A 16,902-nucleotide genomic window follows, 5' to 3' on the forward strand; every position below is an offset into this window, starting at 1 on the left:
AAACAATAAATATTATGAAGCCAAATATTGGAATAGCACCGAAAGATCTTAAAAAAAGTGCATCACATTTAACTGTATTATTATCAAACGAAATGACATTATATGTAAAAACAAGAAAATTTCACTGGAACATTTCAGGAAATAGTTTTATGGAAATACATAAATTGTTTGAAGGACAATACGGCCAATTAGAAAAGGTGATTGATGAAGTTGCAGAACGAATTAATCAATTAGGTGAAAAAACAATTGGTACAATGAAAGAGTTTGCGGATAATGCAACTTTAAAAGAATCACCAAACGTTTATCCTTCGCAAAAAGAAATGCTTGCTGAATTGCTAGACAACCACGAACATATAATTACTGAAATCAGAGAATCTCTTCCTGTTTATGAAGATGAAGCGAATGATGCAGGTACAACAGATTTCGTTACTGGAATCATGCAGCAGCACGAAATGATGGCTTGGATTATTAGACGTTATTTAAGCTAAATGCAAATCTTACAATCTATTATTAAAATAATGTAACGCTCTTCAACTTCTCAATGAGTAGCTTTACTATATCAATTAACACTAAATATATATTATCATGAATACTACAGGAATCAAAGGAAACTGGAATGAATTGAAAGGAAAATTAAAACAACAATATGCAGATCTTACAGATGATGATTTATTGTACGCTGAAGGAAAAGAAGATGAATTATACGGAAGACTTCAGCAAAAATTAGGAAAATCTAAAGACGAAGTACAAAAGCTGATTTCAGATTTGTAGGCCTTTTTTGTTCCAATAAAATACCGTCTGGTTTAAATATCCCAGGCGGTATTTTTTTGTTTTTTTTTTAAAATACCTGAAAATTAATCCCTTTGAGAAGTATAATACTTCTTATAAATTCATTAACACTATTCTAAAAAATATTTTAATTATCTTTATCCATATTTGTACACTATGAAGCTATTTATAAAGTTTGATATTAACACGATTTGCTCACTTTTCTTAAAGGAAAAGTTAGAACAAATTAACGTGGATTTTTCTACAATTGGTTTTGGCGAGATTGAACTTAATCAATCTGTCTCAACTGAACAACTTGATACTATTAAAAAACAATTGGAGCCTTTTGGTTTTGAAGTAGTAGAGAATCAAAAAAGTGTTTTGGTTCAAAAAATAAAAGATGCCATTATAGAGATGGTGTTTATGGATGAAAATGAGAACAACTTAAAAAGTTCCGTATATTTGTCTGAAAAATTAAACCACAGTTATGGGTATTTGTCTAATGTGTTTTCCGAAGTAACCTATTCTTCGATAGAAAATTTTATTATTATTCAAAAAATTGAGCGTTCCAAACATCTTATTTTAATTGGCGAAATGAGTTTAACAGAAATAGCGTTTTTACTAAACTATTCGAGCGTTGCTCATTTAAGTACTCAATTTAAAAATACCACTGGAATAACACCATCGGCTTTTCAACGAATTATCAAGAAACGTCGCGAAAATTTAAACTAACTTAATTTTATATTAGATGCAAAAGGACGCATTACACATTTTACTTGCTGATGATGACGAAGACGATCGTTTGTTTTTCAAGGACGCTTTTGAGGATATAAAAGTGCAAACAAAAGTAAATTTTGTTCACGACGGTTTACAATTAATGGAGCATTTACTACAGCCAGATGTGGTCTTGCCCGACGTATTATTTCTGGATTTGAACATGCCTAAAAAAACAGGAAAAGAATGTTTAATCGAGATCAAGAAAACACCTCATTTAAAGCATCTGATTATTGCCATCTACTCTACTTCGTCTTCTGAAGAAGATATTGAAGACACATTTGTACAAGGCGCCAACATTTACATTAAAAAACCAAGTGATTTTAATACACTAAAAAAATTGATCAACGAGGTAATTACTCTAAACTGGCATTATCACACGTCGGGATTGAACCGTGATAATTTTTTGTTACGTTTAAAATAATTTAGCTTATTAAAATCTGACTTACCAATGAGACGCATACTCAATTTTAATTCCTTCAATTTGCTGCGAGTTATTTTTGTAATAGCCGTTTTCATTTTGTTATTCATCTCTTCAATTTCGTACAAACACAATCGCGATACGCATGAGTCAAGTAAATTGCTCATGCACGCGTACGAAGTAAACATTCAGTTAGAGCGTTTAATTTCTAATGTTAAAGATGCCGAAACTGGACAAAGAGGTTTTATTATTACCAAAAATGAGCGTTATCTTGCTCCGTACAACTTCTCCAGAGATAAAGTCAATAGAACCTTTATCGAATTGCAAAAGCTAAATACCGACAATGCCACGCAAGAACGAAATCTAAAAAACCTTTTTGTGCTGATCAATAAGCGTTACGATTGTTTTGAAGAAACACTAAAATATAACAGCGCCGAAAACTTTGATAAACGACGACTTGAAAATTCTCTTTTTAAAGGACGAATTTTAATGGAAAATATTCGTTTTCAAGTAGATTCCATGAAGGACATCGAAAAGAAATTTTTAGAGCAGAGCCAAAAGAATTACGATAACGAAATTTCACTCACACCTCTCTTTTCTATTTCTGTATTTCTGGTAGCACTTGTTTTAATAATACTTTCGTACCGACAAATTAATCGCGACATCGAACGCTTGAAAGTGTCGAACAAGAAATTGCTAATTTCTACTCGATTAATGGACGATGCCGAGAAAATTGGTAATTTTGGCACATGGCAGTGGGACCTTAAGAGTGATCGAGTTCACTATTCTGACAATCAGTTTAGATTATTGGGGTTTAAACCGTGCGCTTTTGTGCCCGAAAAAACAACCTTTATTCAATTTGTGCACCAAGACGACAAGCAAGCGGTGCAAGCATCGATGATTGAAATTGTTAAAAAGAAAAAATTACCCTTACTATATTATAAGGTTATACGTCAAGACGGAGCCATAAGACATTTTAAATCTATTGGTAGACTTTTGGTAGAAAATGAAGAAGGTCAAATACTTCTTGGAATCTCGTTTGATATAACTGATGAACATGATCAGAATATTGAATTATACCAACGCAATAAAGAATTAGAAGCTAGTAATCAAGAATTAGCCTCCTTTAACCATGTTGCCAGCCACGATTTGCAAGAACCTCTGCGTAAAATTCAAACTTTTATATCCCGCTTTTCCGAAGAAGACAAGGCTGCTTTATCAGCTAGAGCAAATGAATATCTCAGCAAAATTGATTCTTCTTCTAAAAGAATGCGTGTACTTATAGATGATTTACTTTTATTCTCAAGAACCAACACTACCAAGAAAGAATTTATAAAAACCAATTTGAATCTAGTACTAAAAAATGCAAAGGCAGAACTTGCAGAAGTAATTGACGAAAAGAAGGCAACTATATCTTCAGAAAAATTGCCGAAGTTAAAAGTCATACCTTATCAAATAGAACAATTGTTTATTAATATGATTGGAAACTCGTTAAAGTATAATAAAGCTGAAATAGATCCTGTTATTTCAATTTCATATACAAAAACAAACTCCAGTGATTATCCCAATTTCCTAAATCATAGTATCAAGAAGTATCATAAAATTACTTTTACCGATAACGGAATGGGATTTGACCCACAATTTAAACACAGCATCTTTGTTTTATTTAAACGACTACATACTAAAAACGATTATCCTGGAACTGGAATTGGTTTAGCAATTTGTAAAAAAATAGTTGACAACCACAACGGTCACATTACGGCCGATAGTAAACTAGGCGAAGGCGCGTCTTTTACGGTATTTCTCCCCGAATAAAGGCTCATTTTAAGGTCTTTCAAAATCTTCTCAAAACGTTATATAAAACCCACAATGGAAATTATATAACGTTTCTTTTTTATGCTGTAAAGGAATTCTTCCCTTCTCTTCGCATCTTTGTAATGTAATAATCAACAAAGCAAAAGAGAATGTCATTAGCTAATAAACAATCTCAAAAATTATTGATTTCGCAGTTTGTGTTTACAGTTCTTATTTGTTTAAGTTCTTATAAAAAGGAAGAAACTAAAACCGCTGACATAAAAAGGCACGTTCAAAATTTTAGAAATTCAAAATCAGCTGATGCAGGTAATTTGGTAGAATTGGCGCGAATAAGTAAACAAACACTCGAGACAAATAAAGAGTTAGGTTTAGAGAGTTCAAATAATAGAGTAATTAATTTTAGTACGGTGATTATAAAAAACCAAACTGAATTTTTAGAAGAGATTACAAAAACAGCCAGTTCAAAATTAATTATTATAAACGGCATTTTTAAGAACGAAAAAAGTACAGATACATTAAATAAAGATGCTTTGTATTTCGATTTGATCGAAAGAAATATAGAAAAGGAAATTTCGCTTTTACAAACGATAAAACGAGAAACGACAGACAAGGAAATCAGTTTATTTGCTTTTACGAGTTTACAAAAACAGAATAGAATTTTAGAAATTATAAGACGATTTAAATTAATAATATTAAACAACGAGAATACCCAAATTAAATAAATACTATAAAATAATTATCATTATGAAAAACAGAAACATTAAATATGCGTTAGCAGCTCTATTATCTTTGAATTTAGGAGTAGTTATGGCTCAAAGTTATGATAGCGGAAATCCAGAATTTGGTATCAAAGGGGGAATCAATGCTTCAAATCTATATTCTACAGACGCTGACGATGAAAACATGTTAGTCGGTTTTAATGCTGGTTTATATGCAAGATTGCCTATTACAGATAATATCGCTTTTCAACCAGAATTGCTTTATACAACTAAAGGATCAAAAGTTGAATACAACAATGCTTTTGCTAGTGGAGATGTAAAATTAAAATTAGATTACATTGAATTACCATTGCTTTTTAAATTCAATTTAACTGAAAACTTTAATATTCAAGCAGGTGGATATGCTTCATACCTGGTAAACTCGAAAGTTAAAGGTGAAGGAGCAGTTAACTTTGAAAGAGATGTAACTGATAATTTACAAAAATTTGATGCAGGTTTAGCTGCAGGAGTTGGAGTTGACTTTAATCCAGTAAGTGTAGGATTACGTTATAACTACGGATTAACAGCTATTGGTAAAGAAAGCAACACTGCAATACCAAATGCATTTCAAGACGCAAAAAATAGTAGTTTTAGCTTATATGTAGCATATAAACTATAATTAACAATTCAATAAATATTAATTAAAAACATAACATCATGTCAAACTTATTATACACAGTAGCAGTAATCCTAATTATTCTATGGGCTCTTGGGTTCTTTGTTTATAGCTTAGGAAGTATTATTCATATCTTATTAGTTATTGCAATTATTGCAATCCTATTCAGATTGATTAAAGGACGCGAAATCTAAAAAATAGAAAAAACAATAATAAAAATTTAATAACAATCACTAAATAAATACATTATGAAAACAAGTAACACATTATTAGGAATATTAGGAGCAGCAGCAGTTGGAGCAGTAGTAGGAGTTTTGTTTGCACCTGAAAAAGGATCAAAAACAAGAAAAAAAATCGCTGATAAAAGTAAAGATTGCTCAGAAGATTTGAAAGAAAAATTGAACGAATTTGTAGGTTCACTTTCAGAAAATGGAAAAGAAATGCTAGCTAGCGGAAAAGCAAAATATAATGAATTAAAAAGTGACGTTCGTCAAGACATCAGCGATGCAAGATCTGATATCAAAAACGCAACGAACTAATTGATTACAAAATAAGAACTATCATTAAAATGCACAAAAATGGAAACTAACACTTCAAGAACCGAATTGCTTTTTGACAAGGCAGAAACATATGCCAAAACAAGTTTAGAATTAATTAAACTTAAATTGGTGTCTAAATCTGCTGATGCACTGTCATCATTGACTTCTCATATTGCCATTGGCGTTCTTGCAGTGTTTTTTAGTTTCTTTTTGAGCATTGGTTTAAGTTTATGGATAGGAAAAGAATTGGGAGAACCCTTTTTAGGATTCCTAGTTGTAGGAGGTTTTTATTTTTTAATTACTGTTTTGCTTTTTCTAAATAGAAGAGCTTGGTTGCGAGTTCCAATCGGACAGCTAATCTTATCTATTTTATTGAAAGAAGATCAAGAGGAAAAGTAATATTTTTTTTAAAACTAAAAAGTGAAAACTATGAGACCAAATTATTCAATAGACGATTTAAATATTGATATTAAACTTTTAGAATTGCGCCAAGGACAAGAATGGGACGAACTAAAAGATCAAATTCAACTGACCAAAGAAAGCCTTAAACCAATGCGTTTAATTAAAAAAGGTCTAGGTGAATTTAATATTAAAAGTAGTGGAAGCAAAGATATTTTAAGCACAGTGCTAAGTATCGGAGCGGGATATTTGAGCAGCAAACTTGTTGTTGGCAAAACCCAAAGTACTTTTAAACGCTTTTTAGGAAGCATGGTTCAATTAGCCGTTGCTAATTTTGTTACCAAAAAGACAGCTGTAGACCACTAAAAGGAGCTCTGTTAGCTAGTTATCAACCAATAAAACAACAGTCATGAAATCTATTAATGAAATAGTAATCAAAAGTGGCGTCGCTATATATTCAAATTATTTTAACTTTTTTGAATTCACACGAGTATTTTTAGGTATCTAATGCCATCATACGTTCTTTTTAAAACGGTTGGTGCGTTAATAACCTTCACTATATAATTTTTAATACTTATAAAGTAGTATTAAAATCAATCACAAAAAAAGGGGCAATTTTTAAATGAAAATTGCCCCTTTTTATAGTAGGCAAAACTACTTATAATTTTGATATACCGGAATTTTTAAGCCAACATACATATTAAAAGCTTTAGAATTATTCGAAAGTAAGTTAGAAATAATAGAACCAGATCCTATAAATAATGGCCCAGCTCTAAATCCAGTACCTACTTGCGTTCCGCTGTATTCCATCCAAGTAATTGGAACATAAAAGCTAAATTGTCTAATTTCAAACCGAGGCGTAAAACTAACTGAATTTCCTAAAGTTGTACCATTTAATTTTTCAGCATCTACTAAGTCAAAATCACCGCTCAGATTCAAGTAAAATTTGTTGTTAATATTCCAATCGAAATTGGTATGAAAAGCAGTAGGTAAATTGGCCTTTACCCCTTTTCTAGTTGCTACCTTGGTATAATATGAGTCAAAAAATTTAAAGATATCATCTGACTCATCAATATCATCTTGCGTAATTCTTCCGGTTAGATCATAACTATTTTCAACAGCATTTTTATAATTTAATTTTCCAATATCAGTTACTGACATAGCTGCTTTAAATTTATATCTGTTCCCTTTACACGTGTGACAGAAGGTACGGTATTCATAAGTAAAACCCAAGTCTAAACCAATTCCTGCCGAAGAAGCGTCAAATTTAGGATCGTCACCATTGTCATAATCATAACTCGCAGCTGTTTTTAAAGTTCCTGTCGAATAAAACTCGCTTAAACTTGGATTAACTTCATTTTTATTAAAAGCCACTTCTATTTCATTTCCTTGAATGTAGCCGTTGATTCCTGCCATTAAATATTTTAAAGTTAAACCTCCTTTAACGAAGTGATCTTCTTTATCTAAAAGAACAGTAGCATAGCTTGCACCAATTTCGGCCCAAGAGTTCGTTACCGCATTGGGACTTCCGCCTTGAATTAGGAAGTTATTAGAAAATTCGATGTCGTTATTCAGTTCATCAATAAGTTCTCCGTTAACATTGATAAAATTGGTAACCGAGCGTACTCTCGAAAACAAAGCGACACTATGCAAAGGTGTGATATTCATCATAAAAGATGGCCCCATTACATCTAGGTTAATCACCGCGTTATTAGTGAATTTAATATTTGTACTCGCTTGATTTTCAAAATCATAATCACCGCCAATTACGTCAGCAAATTGCACACCATACAAATCATTAGATCCGCTCCCACTAACCGAAAAAAGGGTAATATCCGACCTATACTTAGAATCAACAATAGCCGAAGGATTGAACAATGCTGCCTGTATTCCGGCATAACCGTCATCTCTAAATCCAAAGTACGATTGTGCTTGTGCAGCGAAACAGCTTCCTACGAAGCACATTAGTAGTAAAGTTCTTTTCATGTGTTAGGTTTTAATTGGTTTATAATGGTTGTTATTGTATTGTATTTTAAATGCACTTAAAATTATAAGGCATAAAAAAAATCTTAATTAATGTGTACTAATTAAGATTTTTTAATGATTCAAAAGCGATGTTTTTAAAATACTTCGCTAGCTTCTTTTAATTTTTCGGTATTGTTCACCAACTGAAGTTCGCTTACAATTTTATGAATATCACCATTCATGATATTTCCCAAATCGTATAAGGTTAATCCAATGCGGTGATCCGTTACACGACCTTGCGCATAATTATAGGTACGAATTTTTGCAGAACGGTCACCCGAGCTAACTTGCGACGTTCTTTTAGTCGCATCTTCTGCTTCTTTTTTGGCCAATTCCTGCTCGTACAAACGAGAACGCAAAACGCCTAAAGCTTTGTCTTTATTTTTATGTTGCGATTTTTGATCTTGACATTGCGCCACTAAACCAGTCGGAATGTGCGTTAAACGAACCGCCGATTTGGTTGTATTCACCGATTGTCCACCAGGACCTGACGAACAGAAAAAGTCAACACGAACATCGTTCATGTCAATCTGTATATCAAACTCTTCTGCTTCTGGCAAAACCATTACAGTAGCCGCCGAGGTATGCACACGACCTTGCGTTTCGGTTTGCGGTACACGCTGCACGCGGTGAACTCCTGCCTCAAACTTTAAAGTTCCGTAAACATCTTCACCAGTAACTTCAAAAATAACCTCTTTAAAGCCACCTGAAGTTCCTTCATTCATGTCTACCACGGATGTTCTCCAACCGTGGTTTTCGCAATATTTTGTATACATACGAAACAAATCTCCTGCAAAAATACTCGCTTCATCCCCACCTGTTCCGGCGCGAATTTCAACCATAACATTTTTTGCATCCTCTGGATCCTTCGGAATCAACAAAAACTTTATTTCCTCTTCCAATTCTGGCAATCGATCTTTGGCTTCATCCATCTGCATTTTTGCCATCTCCACCATATCAGCATCACTACCATCTGAAATTATTTCGTTTGCCTCCTCAATATTTGCCATTAATAGCACATATTCATCTCGCTTTCCAGCCAATGCTTTCAAGTTTTTATATTCTTGGTTCAACTGTACGTAACGTTTTTGATCTGAAATAACATCGGGCTGAATAATCAAATCCGAAATTTCGTCAAAACGTTGCTTTACTATCTGAAGTCTATCTAACATCTTTATTTCCTTTATTGGAGTGCAAAATTACAAAATTTTTATTAAAAGATTTAAGTTTCAAGTTTCCAATTTTTTAGGAGCTAGATCCTGCTATCCACTTGTATCTTTTTATTCGCAAAAAAACGAATAAAAAGGATACCGTTGCTATCAGGGCTATAGGTCTTTCTTAAAGTTGAGGGTTTTTAAATGCTATAAAAGAACTATTTCATCAAGTAGTATTTAGTTTTTGAACTATCCTAATCAGCAATAGAAAACGTATTTCTAAACAAATAGATACCTAATATTTTAACTATAACGATATAATTAACAAGTAATTATACTTAAAATTCAGTACGTCATTTTTCGAAAATAAATATAAAAATAACGGAACGACTTATACTACCTTTGACATCCTTTTAAAAATTGTTTCTATGTCTAAAATGAATGCTATTGCTACTGATACTAACGATAATCAGGCTGCTGAATTATTAATTGCTAATAAAAATTTAGCATTACAAATTATTGAGACAAAAAAGCGAGAAGCAGAATTAGTTATCGCTAATGCTGAACTTGCGTTGCAAAATAGCGAAAAAGAAAATCGCGCCGCTGAATTGATCATTGCCAATAAAGAGTTAGCCTATCAAAATCAAGAAAAGCAGAAAAGAGCTGAAGAATTAATTGTAGCAAACACCGAAATAAAATTTCAAAATAAAGAAAAGGAAAAGCGCGCAGCCGAATTAATCATTGCAAATCAAGAATTAGCCTTCCAAAATCAGGAAAAGCAAAAACGTGCAGAAGAATTAATTGTAGCGAATACCGAACTCAAGTTACAAAACCGAGAGAAGGAAAATCGTGCAGCCGAATTAATCATTGCAAACCAAGAACTAGCCTACCAAAATCAAGAAAAGCAAAGGCGAGCAGAAGAATTAATTGTAGCGAACACGGAACTGGAATTTCAAAATAAAGAAAAGGAAAATCGTGCAGCCGAGTTAATCATTGCGAATCAAGAGCTAGCCTACCAAAATCAAGAAAAGCAAAAACGCGCAGAAGAATTAATTGTAGCAAATACTGAGCTTGAGTTTCAAAATAAAGAAAAGGAAAATCGGGCAGCCGAATTACTCATTGCAAACCAAGAGTTGGCTTACCAAAATCAAGAAAAGCAAAAACGCGCAGAAGAATTAATTGTTGCGAACACGGAACTGGAATTTCAAAACAAAGAAAAGGAAAATCGTGCAGCGGAATTAATCATTGCAAATAAAGAATTAGCCTACCAAAATCAAGAAAAGCAAAAAAGAGCCGAAGAACTTATTGTCGCGAACACTGAACTTGAATATCAAAATAATGAAAAAGAAAAGCGCGCTGCTGAATTAATTATAGCAAATAAAGAACTAGCATTTCAAAATCAAGAAAAAGAAAAACGTGCAGCTGAATTGATCATTGCAAATCAAGAACTAGCTTATCAAAATCAAGAAAAGCAACAGCGAGCTAACGAATTAGCTATTGCCAATAAAGAACTTAAGTTTCAAAATAAGGAGAAAGAAAAAAGAGCGAACGAATTGTTAATTGCACATAAAGAAATTCAATCCTTTACCTATATCTCTAGCCACGATTTACAAGAGCCGTTGCGAAAAATTCAATCTTTCTCTGGAAGAATTTTTGTCGAAGAATATGATAATTTATCTGCCATGGGTAAATATTATGTCGAAAGAACAAAACTTTCTGCATTGCATATGCAAACACTCATCAATGACCTACTTGCCTATTCTAGAACCAATACAACGCAACGGAAATTTATCGTTAGTGATCTAAACGAAGTTGTGCGTGAAGCGCTAGAAATGTTAAAAGAAGACTTACTTGATAAAGACGCCGACATAGAAATTCAAAACTTGTGCGAGGTAAATATCATTCCGTTTCAATTCCGCCAATTGGTCCAAAATTTAGTTAGCAATTCACTCAAATTTTCTATTCCAGGACAAAAGCCGCAAATAGCTATTAAAAGCAATTTTGTCAAATACGACACCAACAGTAATTCTGATTTTAAACTAAAGGCAGACCATTACCACATTACGATAAGTGACAATGGAATTGGATTTGAAAATCAATATCAAGACAGAATTTTTGAAATTTTTCAGCGTCTGCACGATAAGAAAGAATATCCTGGAACTGGAATTGGACTAACTATTGCAAGAAAAATTGTTGAAAATCATCACGGAATTATTACTGGTAGCGGTAAAGTAAATGAAGGCGCTCAATTTGATATTTATATTCCTGCACAACAGTAATTTTTACAAAAAATTATCAAATTTAATCTGGTTGTACTGGTACAGTTATTTTTTAAATGTATACTTTTTGATCGTTGTTTTTACTAAATATTTGATTCTACAATAATCAATTTTTTAAATTTTAAATGCCTTGCAAAGTCTTCTAACTTTGCAAGGCATTTATAAATAAGTTTTAAAAATTGATATTATAAGTAACGTTGTCAATCTACTCCGAGATATTTCTGCGTGTTCGAGAATGATAGAGAGAAGGCATTGCATCTGCTGCCTTATTTACTACTATTTTTACAACGTTACAACTGTAATTCTTTCGCCCTTTGTTATCATTTACTTTTAAAGCTAAATAACATTTCCCCTCTCAACAAAAGTTTCCATACCAATTTCTAAATTCTTAATTTGCAACTTCAAATTTAAACGAAAAAAATGAAGGTCTGTATTGCCGAAAAACCAAGTGTAGCACGCGAAATTGCATCCGTTTTGGGAGCGAATACCAAACACGATGGCTATTACGAAGGCAACGGTTATGCAGTTACCTATACTTTTGGACATTTGTGTACCCTTAAGGAACCGAATGATTACAAGCCACATTGGAAAAGCTGGGATTTGAACAACTTACCCATGCTTCCAGAAAAATTTGAAACCAAAGTGGTTCCAAATGCAGGCATCGAAAAGCAATTTAAAATTATCAAAAAGCTATTTGACAAAGCAGATTTGGTCATCAACTGCGGGGATGCTGGACAAGAAGGAGAACTCATCCAAAGATGGGTGATGAACGAAGCCAAATACAAAGGCGAAGTGCAACGCTTGTGGATCTCATCGCTAACCACTGAAGCGATAAAGGAAGGTTTTCAAAACTTAAAACCATCCGCCAATTACGATAATCTATACTACGCCGGTTTTTCTAGAGCGATCGGCGACTGGTTATTGGGTATGAATGCTACGCGTTTGTACACGGTCAAACATGGCGGTTACAAACAAGTGCTGTCTATTGGTCGCGTTCAGACACCAACGCTCGCGATGGTGGTGGAACGTTTCAAGGAAATCGAAAATTTTAGACCCCAACCCTATTGGGAATTACAAACTTTATACAGAGAAACACTTTTTAGCTATGAAGAAGGTCGTTTTTTAAATAAAGAAGACGGCGCTCTTTTGGCCAATAAAGTCAAAGAAAGTGAATTCGAAATTGTTTCCGTTGACAAAAAAAACGGAAATGAATATGCACCTAAGTTATTTGATTTAACTGGATTACAAGTGTATTGCAATACCAAATTTGGATTCTCTGCAGATGAAACACTTAAAATTGTACAGACTTTGTACGAACAAAAAGTAGTTACGTATCCCAGAGTAGATACCACATTTTTGCCAAATGATGTCTATCCCAAAGTTGCTGGTATTCTGAAAAATTTAACCAATTATGCCCAACTAACAGCACCGCTTTTACAGAAAAAGATTAAAAAATCTCCTAAGGTTTTTAATGATAAAAAAGTAACGGACCACCACGCGATCATTCCAACGGGTGTGCAAAGTAATTTGCAGTACAATCAGCAGCAAGTTTATGATATAATCACAAAACGCTTTATTGCAGTTTTTTACGATGATTGTTTGGTCGCAAATACTACTGTAATTGGTAAAGCTGCCGATGTTACTTTTAAAACTACAGGAAAAGAAATCTTAAAAAAAGGATTCCGTGTCGTTTTTGAAGATCCAAACGCCAAAGAAAAAGAAGCCGATTTGCTACCCAGTTTTGTTGTCGGAGAGAAAGGTCCTCACGAACCATCGTTTTTAGAAAAAGAAACCAAACCACCGAATCAGTTTACAGAAGCGACCTTATTGCGTGCTATGGAAACGGCTGGAAAACAAATCGACGATGAAGATTTGCGTGAGTTAATGAAAGAAAATGGCATTGGTCGTCCGTCAACTCGAGCGAATATAATAGAAACGCTATTCAAACGGCAATATACCGTTCGAAACAAAAAACAAGTTCTACCAACGCCAACTGGAATTCAACTTATAGAAACCATTCAAAATGAATTGATCAAGTCGGCCGAACTTACAGGTTCTTGGGAGAAACAATTGAAAGATATCGAAAAGGGCACCTTTACCGCTGGCGCTTTCATTAAAAATATGAAAGCAATGATTGAAGCATTAGTTTTGGAAGTACGAAGCGAAACCAGACATGCTAATATTTCCCATGCCGGAACTAGTAAAAAAGAAGTTGCTAAAGTGGAGAAAAAGAAAGCAGCCGGAATTTTGGCCGAAGTTTGTCCCAAATGTCAAAAAAATACGCTGATCAAAGGCAAGGCTGCTTATGGTTGTGGCAATTACAAATTAGGTTGCACATTTGTACTTCCTTATACTTTTGCAGAAAAGAAAATATCCGAAAACCAATATTTGAGATTGCTTCAAAAAGGGTCGACGGTAAATTTAAAAGATTTTAAAACCAAAAATGGTGCTGTAGAAGGTCTGCTTCGATTTGATGAAAATTTTGAACTTGTACTAGAACCAAAAAAGTCTGCAGCTAAAATAATTCCAGATCAATTAATCTGCCCAAAGTGCAAAAAAGGAACAGTTCTTAAAGGAAAAACGGCTTACGGCTGCAGCAACTACAAAACAGGCTGTGAATTTAAAGTGACTTTTGATGTCGTTCGCGCAAAAATAAAAGATCAAAAACCGACCAAAGAATTGGTGCATGCCATTTTGCTTGAAAGCCTTTAAATTCGACTTACAAATTCACTAATTTATATAAATTGAACTTATTCTACATCAGTAATTCTAATCGTAAAACCTCTAAATCACACCATAGATCGATAAAATTACTGACTGGTTTTATTTTTAATTTTTGGATAAACTAAAAAGAAACACTATTACTATTTTTTCTACATTTGCTCTGGTTTTCGTTATTGAATTAACTCCGAAAAAATATGAAAAAAACAGTTTCATGGCTTGCATTGTCAGTACTTGTCGTGGCTTGCCAAAAAGAAGTTTCATTTGATCAGAATGAAATAAAAAAAGTAGAATGGCTTATTGGAAACTGGGAAACTCAAACCGAATTTGGTGTGTTGTCTGAGTCTTGGAAAAAGATAAATGACAGTACCTTCAGCGGAAAATCGCATTTTATAAATAATACTAAAGACACGGTTCATCATGAAAGTATCGTATTAAGTGAAAAAAATGAAAAATTAATGTACCAAACGATAATTAAGGGAGAAAACGACGATGAGCCCATTTCATTTCCGTTGGTTTCTTTGACTGAAAATACATTGGTTTTTGAAAATAAAAACAATGAATATCCTCAAAAAATAACGTACATCAAAAAAAGCCCAACTTCAATTGTTGCCTTAATTTCGGGTAGACAACAAGGAAAAGAAAGTAATGAAGAATTTACTCTGATAAAAAAATAACTCAAACTTTCATAAAATATAACCTCAAATACAACCTGCATCCAAATAATTTGGTGCAGGTTTTTTTATTAAAATAATTCAAAAAGAACTTTTTATTTCTATAGCGCATGCAAGTCAAGCGTAAACGAAGATGAAAAAAAACTCGAAGTAGCTTTTTAAAATGGAAAAGATACCACGGGTTAAATTATGTTTTAATTCTTAAAACAGATTATCAAATAAAGGATTAAAAATATAAATCAATAAGCTTTAGATATTCTTACGAAAACTCAAAGTTTTAGAGATGTTGTTAAAAATGAACGATAGTACATTAACCCTTCCTTTTTGTTTGCTGTATCAGATAATTGCTGTTGATAACTACGTCACTCTAGATGTATGTGCTGGTTACGACTGGCAAAAATTCTCGCTTTTATGTAAATTATCTAACAGTACCAATGAGTTGAATTACACTATTCACGAAAATTACAGCGCAAACCCAATTGCGCCACGACAAATTATGGCAATACTGAGATATAAAATCTAAATTTTATTTTTTTTGAATTAAATAAGTCCAAAGCTTTTATTTTGCAAAAGAACATAGAAGATAGTTACTTTTGCAAACTCAAATTTATAGCTTCATTAAAATAAAATCAAATAATGGCCATTACTAACAAGAACCAATTGCGCAAAACATTAGGGCTAAGTTTTAATATTGCGATGCTAATTGGCGGAACTATTGGAGTTGGAATTTTAAGAACTCCTGGAACAATAGCCGGTCTGTTAGAAAACTATTGGCTTATTATTGCTTCGTGGGTTTTTGGCGGAATATTTGTTTTAATTGGTGCTAACTCCTACGCAGAACTAGCGACCATGTTGCCTAAAGCCGGAGGTTCCTACAATTACATCAAAAGAGCTTTTGGTGAGTATGCTGGTTTTTTGTCTGGCTGGTTTGATTATATAACCAATGCAATTCCGCCAGCGTTTTATTGCATTGTCATTAGCGAATATCTTATTATTTTATTTCCTCAACTGTACAATTATTCGGCTGAAATCTCGATTGCGCTATTACTAATTTTTGTTCTAATACATTTGAGTGGTGTAAAAAATGGTAGCTCTATTCAAAAGATAACAAGTTTTATAAAAGTTATTTGTTTTGTCGCTTTGGTTATCGCTTGTTTCTTGTATTCTGGTGCTAAGCTTCCTCCTATCCAAAAAGACAATTCTTTTTTTCAAATTGGATTACTGTTTGGGTTATTTAAATCATTACAACTCATCATCGGCACCTACAATGGTTGGAATAATGTTTGCTTTTTTGCAGAAGAAAACGACAACCCAAGTAAAGATATTCCGCGTTCTTTATATAGTGGTATTATACTAGTAATCGCGATTTATACTTTATTAAATATTGCTTTTTTTTATGTTTTACCAGTAGAGACTTTAGCAGAATCAAACCTTGCTGCTGGAGATGTAGCTAATATTATATTTGGAAAAAAAGAGGCAATAATTGTCACTGTAATTTCTATTTTTTCTCTGCTGAGTATCTTAAATGCTTTTATGATGATTCCTCCACGAATTTTATACGGATTAAGTAGAGATGGTTTTTTTACTACAAAAGGGACGTTAGTTAATAAAGGCGGAACGCCAATTGTGGCTCTTTTAGTTTCATCTTTATTTAGTTTGTGTCTGATTTTTATCGGTTCTTTTGAAGTTTTATTTTCATTTGCTGCCTTTACTTCTATAATTGTTTGGCTATTAGCTTACTTCTCTCTTTTGAAATTAAGAACTAAAGAACCCAATTTACCGAGACCCTATCGTTCTATTTGGTATCCATGGAGCACTATCATTGTAATTATTGTTTCTATCGCTTTATTACTCGGGTTTATTTATAGTGACACTAAAAGCTTTGTTATCATTCTAGCAATGGTGCTTATTTCCTATCCTTTGTTTTTGATCTTAAAATCAAGAAATAGAGGAAACTAA

Annotated in this window: 18 protein-coding genes; 16 read left to right on the forward strand and 2 right to left on the reverse strand. The window is 33.0% G+C overall.

Features of this window, described 5'->3' with window-relative positions:
• The first annotated feature begins 14 nt into the window (after positions 1-14).
• The 11 genes from AP058_RS09580 to AP058_RS09625 all read left to right on the forward strand — a co-directional run bounded on the left by AP058_RS09580 (position 15) and on the right by AP058_RS09625 (position 6,456).
• Positions 15-488, forward strand: coding sequence for a Dps family protein (locus tag AP058_RS09580; RefSeq protein WP_066309808.1), 474 nt, complete (start codon positions 15-17; stop codon positions 486-488).
• 97 nt (positions 489-585) lie between these two features.
• The gene (locus tag AP058_RS09585; protein ID WP_066309810.1) at positions 586-771 is read left to right on the forward strand and encodes a CsbD family protein; all 186 of its coding nucleotides are present in this window, start codon (positions 586-588) and stop codon (positions 769-771) included.
• A 174-nt stretch (positions 772-945) separates the two neighbouring features.
• Positions 946-1,500, forward strand: a complete 555-nt coding sequence (locus AP058_RS09590; RefSeq protein WP_066309813.1) for an AraC family transcriptional regulator — start codon at positions 946-948, stop codon at positions 1,498-1,500.
• A gap of 16 nt (positions 1,501-1,516) precedes the next feature.
• Entirely contained in the window at positions 1,517-1,966 is a 450-nt protein-coding gene (locus AP058_RS09595) for a response regulator (protein ID WP_066309816.1), read from the forward strand.
• 27 nt (positions 1,967-1,993) lie between these two features.
• Entirely contained in the window at positions 1,994-3,778 is a 1,785-nt protein-coding gene (locus tag AP058_RS09600; RefSeq protein ID WP_066309818.1) for a sensor histidine kinase, read from the forward strand.
• 149 nt (positions 3,779-3,927) lie between these two features.
• Positions 3,928-4,500 carry a hypothetical protein gene (locus AP058_RS09605; RefSeq protein ID WP_066309820.1) on the forward strand — a complete coding sequence of 191 codons (573 nt, stop codon included), beginning with the start codon at positions 3,928-3,930 and terminating at the stop codon, positions 4,498-4,500.
• Positions 4,501-4,522: 22 nt separating this feature from the next.
• Complete coding sequence (locus AP058_RS09610) at positions 4,523-5,155, forward strand: porin family protein (protein WP_066309822.1); 633 nt, start codon at positions 4,523-4,525, stop codon at positions 5,153-5,155.
• Positions 5,156-5,193: 38 nt separating this feature from the next.
• Positions 5,194-5,346, forward strand: coding sequence for a lmo0937 family membrane protein (locus tag AP058_RS16900; RefSeq protein WP_157492675.1), 153 nt, complete (start codon positions 5,194-5,196; stop codon positions 5,344-5,346).
• Positions 5,347-5,400: 54 nt separating this feature from the next.
• Positions 5,401-5,691 (forward strand): YtxH domain-containing protein, encoded by a 291-nt coding sequence (locus AP058_RS09615; RefSeq protein ID WP_066309824.1) that lies wholly within the window; start codon positions 5,401-5,403, stop codon positions 5,689-5,691.
• A 39-nt stretch (positions 5,692-5,730) separates the two neighbouring features.
• Positions 5,731-6,090 carry a phage holin family protein gene (locus AP058_RS09620; protein WP_066309826.1) on the forward strand — a complete coding sequence of 120 codons (360 nt, stop codon included), beginning with the start codon at positions 5,731-5,733 and terminating at the stop codon, positions 6,088-6,090.
• A 30-nt stretch (positions 6,091-6,120) separates the two neighbouring features.
• Entirely contained in the window at positions 6,121-6,456 is a 336-nt protein-coding gene (locus tag AP058_RS09625) for a hypothetical protein (RefSeq protein WP_066309828.1), read from the forward strand.
• A gap of 288 nt (positions 6,457-6,744) precedes the next feature.
• On the opposite strand, the gene AP058_RS09630 is transcribed toward AP058_RS09625, so the two are convergent.
• Complete coding sequence (locus AP058_RS09630) at positions 6,745-8,076, reverse strand: DUF5723 family protein (protein WP_066309835.1); 1,332 nt, start codon at positions 8,074-8,076, stop codon at positions 6,745-6,747.
• A 134-nt stretch (positions 8,077-8,210) separates the two neighbouring features.
• Positions 8,211-9,287: a peptide chain release factor 1 gene (prfA, locus tag AP058_RS09635; RefSeq protein WP_066309837.1), complete on the reverse strand. Its 1,077-nt coding sequence runs from the start codon at positions 9,285-9,287 to the stop codon at positions 8,211-8,213.
• Between the two features lie 410 nt (positions 9,288-9,697).
• On the opposite strand from prfA, the gene AP058_RS16680 reads away from it, so the two are divergent.
• The 5 genes from AP058_RS16680 to AP058_RS09655 all read left to right on the forward strand — a co-directional run bounded on the left by AP058_RS16680 (position 9,698) and on the right by AP058_RS09655 (position 16,902).
• A complete protein-coding gene (locus tag AP058_RS16680) occupies positions 9,698-11,548 on the forward strand; it encodes an ATP-binding protein (RefSeq protein WP_231739625.1) in 1,851 nt (616 codons plus the stop codon).
• A gap of 420 nt (positions 11,549-11,968) precedes the next feature.
• Positions 11,969-14,260 (forward strand): type IA DNA topoisomerase, encoded by a 2,292-nt coding sequence (locus AP058_RS09645; RefSeq protein ID WP_066309840.1) that lies wholly within the window; start codon positions 11,969-11,971, stop codon positions 14,258-14,260.
• Positions 14,261-14,466: 206 nt separating this feature from the next.
• Positions 14,467-14,946 carry a DUF6265 family protein gene (locus tag AP058_RS09650; RefSeq protein ID WP_066309843.1) on the forward strand — a complete coding sequence of 160 codons (480 nt, stop codon included), beginning with the start codon at positions 14,467-14,469 and terminating at the stop codon, positions 14,944-14,946.
• Between the two features lie 292 nt (positions 14,947-15,238).
• Positions 15,239-15,466 carry a hypothetical protein gene (locus AP058_RS16685; RefSeq protein ID WP_157492677.1) on the forward strand — a complete coding sequence of 76 codons (228 nt, stop codon included), beginning with the start codon at positions 15,239-15,241 and terminating at the stop codon, positions 15,464-15,466.
• 113 nt (positions 15,467-15,579) lie between these two features.
• Complete coding sequence (locus AP058_RS09655) at positions 15,580-16,902, forward strand: APC family permease (protein WP_066309846.1); 1,323 nt, start codon at positions 15,580-15,582, stop codon at positions 16,900-16,902.

It is taken from the genome of Flavobacterium sp. TAB 87 (genome assembly GCF_001529295.1).
GTDB lineage: Bacteria > Bacteroidota > Bacteroidia > Flavobacteriales > Flavobacteriaceae > Flavobacterium.